At 69.8% G+C, this 2,883-nt stretch carries 3 protein-coding genes; all 3 read left to right on the top strand.

Features of this window, described 5'->3' with window-relative positions; all coding sequences use genetic code 11:
- A partial coding sequence (locus VFM98_RS11100) for an MBL fold metallo-hydrolase (RefSeq protein WP_325109981.1) occupies positions 1-639 on the top strand: 639 nt, incomplete at its 5' end.
- Between the two features lie 130 nt (positions 640-769).
- Positions 770-2,128, top strand: a complete 1,359-nt coding sequence (soxC, locus tag VFM98_RS11095) for a sulfite dehydrogenase (protein WP_325109982.1) — start codon at positions 770-772, stop codon at positions 2,126-2,128.
- Positions 2,112-2,883, top strand: a 772-nt coding sequence (locus VFM98_RS11090) for a cytochrome c (RefSeq protein WP_325109980.1), incomplete at its 3' end; no start/stop codon positions are given. The genes soxC and VFM98_RS11090, both read left to right, overlap by 17 nt.

Below are 2,883 nucleotides of genomic sequence, written 5' to 3'. Positions count from 1 at the left end.
CACGCCGACCACGTCTACGGCCTGCAGGAGTTCCGCCGCCGCGGCGCGCGCATCCTGGCGCAGCGCGGCGTGCTGGAGTACCTGCACTCGGAGACCGCAGCGGCGCGGCTCGCGGCCTCGCGCGTCGACCTGGCACCCTGGATCGACGCGCAGACGCAGCTGGTGACGCCGGACGAATGGATCGATGACGCGCGCGAGCTGGATCTGGGCGGAACGCGCTTGCAGTTGCAGCCGGTCGGTCCCGCGCACACGCCGGAAGACCTGGTGGTGTACCTGCCCGGCGAGCGGGTGCTGTTCGCCGGCGATATCGTGTTCCGCGGCCGCGTGCCCTTCGTCGGCCAGGCCGACAGCCGGCACTGGATCGCCTCGCTCGACCTGTTGCTGCGCTTCGATGCCGACGCGGTGCTGCCCGGGCACGGGCCGCGCTCCGACTCGGCGCGCGCGGACCTGCAGCTCACGCGCGACTACCTGGCCTACCTCCGCGAAACCATGGGCGCCGCCGCGCGCGACATGGATCCCTTCGACGAGGCGTATGCGCGCACCGACTGGTCGCGCTTCGAGCACCTGCCGCTGTTCAAGGCGGCCAATCGCATGAATGCCTACAACACCTACCTGCTGATGGAGCGGCAGCAGAAGTAGTGTCGATCCGGGTTTGTCCCGATCGGAAAAGCGACGATCGCTGCGGTACGTCAACAAAATCAGTGTACGCTTATATTAGTTGACGGCGATCCAGCAACGGCGCCGCACGGAGGAGAGGAGTCCCCTTTTGATTTCGAACCGAGCATCCGGCCGCCTGCGCAAGGCGCCGGAGAACTTCATCGACCCTGCCGGCGTGCGCGAGGTGTTCGCGCAGGCGAAGGAAGGCCGGCGCGACTTCCTGCGCGGCGCCTTCGCCGCCGCGGCGGCTGGGGTCGCGGCGGCGAGCGCCGGTGTCGCAGCTGCCGCGAGCGCGCCGGCCGACGGCGACCCGGCCATCCTGGAGCTGCCGGAGCATTCGCGCGGCCTCGGCCAGCCCGTCGTCACCGACGGCTACGGCAAGCCCTCGAAGTACGAGCGCAACGTGCAGCGCCGCCAGAGCCCCGGGCTGACGCAGACCGCGCAGGCTTCCGTCTCCTTCGCTCCGCTGCAGTCGCTGTTCGGCATCGTCACGCCCAGCGGCCTGCATTTCGAGCGCCACCACCAGGGCTGGTGGGACGTCGATCCGCGCGGGCACCGCCTCATGGTCAACGGCCTGGTGAAGGCCGCCAAGGTGTTCACGCTCGACGAGATCATGCGGCTGCCCTCGGTGTCGCGCTTCCATTTCATCGAGTGCGGCGCCAACACCGGCATGGAGTGGGGCAACGTGGCCGTGCCGACCTGCCAGTACACGCACGGCATGCTCTCCTGCAGCGAGTTCACGGGCGTGCCGCTGATCACGCTGCTGCAGCTGGCCGGCGCCGATTTCAAGAAGGGCCGCTTCCTGCTGGCCGAGGGCGCCGACGGCTCCTCCATGACGCGCACCATCCCCATGAGCCTGGTCGAATCGGGCGAAGTGCTGGTCGCCTTCGGCCAGAACGGCGAGATGCTGCGGCCCGAGAACGGCTATCCGCTGCGGCTGGTGGTGCCGGGCGTGCAGGGCGTGAGCTGGGTGAAGTACCTGCGCCGCATCGAGGTGGGCGACCAGCCCTATGGCACCAAGGACGAGACGGTGCACTACGTGGACCTGATGCCCGACGGCCAGCACCGCCAGTACACCAGCATCCAGGAGTGCAAGAGCGTGATCACCACGCCTTCCGGCGGCCAGGTGCTGCTGGACAAGGGTTTCTACAACATCACCGGCCTGGCCTGGTCCGGCCGCGGCAAGGTCAAGCGCGTCGACGTGTCGGTGGACGGCGGGCGCAACTGGCGCCAGGCGCGGCTGGAGACGCCGGTCCTGAGCAAGTGCCTCACGCGCTTCAACATCGACTGGGTCTGGGACGGCAAGCCGACGATCGTGCAGAGCCGCGCCACCGACGAAACGGGCTACGTGCAACCCAGCTCGCGGCAGTTGCGCGCGGTGCGCGGCACGCGCTCGATCTACCACAACAACGCGATCCAGTCCTGGCTGGTGCAGGAAAGCGGCGAGGTCAAGAATGTCCAGGTCTCGTAGGGCGCTGGCCGCCCTGATCGCGGCCGGCGCGCTGGTCCTGCTGGCGCAAGGGCCGGCGCGCGCGGGCGACTTCCCCGGCATCGGTCGCGACGCGACGAAAGCGGAAGTGGCGGCCTGGGACATCGACGTGCGGCCCGACTTCAAGGGCCTGCCCAAGGGCGCCGGGACGGTGGCCCGGGGGCAGGAGGTGTGGGAGGCGCGCTGCGCCAGCTGCCACGGCGTGTTCGGCGAATCCAACGAGGTGTTCAACCCGCTGGTGGGCGGCACGACCGACGAAGACATCCGCACCGGCCGCGTGGCCAACCTGCGGCGCACCGACTATCCCGCCCGCACCACGCTGATGAAGGTGGCGAGCGTCTCCACGCTGTGGGACTACATCAACCGCGCCATGCCGTGGAACCAGCCGAAGTCGCTGTCCGCCGACGAGGTGTACGCGGTCACGGCCTACCTGCTGAACCTGGGCCGCATCGTGCCGGACGACTTCGAGCTGAGCGACCGCAACATCGCCCAGGTGCAGCAGCGCCTGCCCAATCGCAACGGGCTCACCACGGCCCATGCGCTGTGGCCCGGCAGGGAACTGGGCGGCGCCGCCCGGCCCGACGTGCTGGCCAAGGCCTGCATGCGCGACTGCCCGGTGCCGGCCAAGGTCACTTCCATGCTGCCGGCGTTCGCCCGCAACGCCCACGGCAACCTCGCCGAGCAGAACCGGCTGGTCGGCGCGCAACGCGGCGCCGACACCACGCGCGCCGAAGGCA

The organism is Ramlibacter sp. (assembly GCF_035706265.1).
GTDB lineage: Bacteria > Pseudomonadota > Gammaproteobacteria > Burkholderiales > Burkholderiaceae_C > Ramlibacter.
The sequence above is the reverse complement of the archived record's forward strand: the minus strand, read 5'-3'. Positions and strand labels throughout refer to the sequence as shown.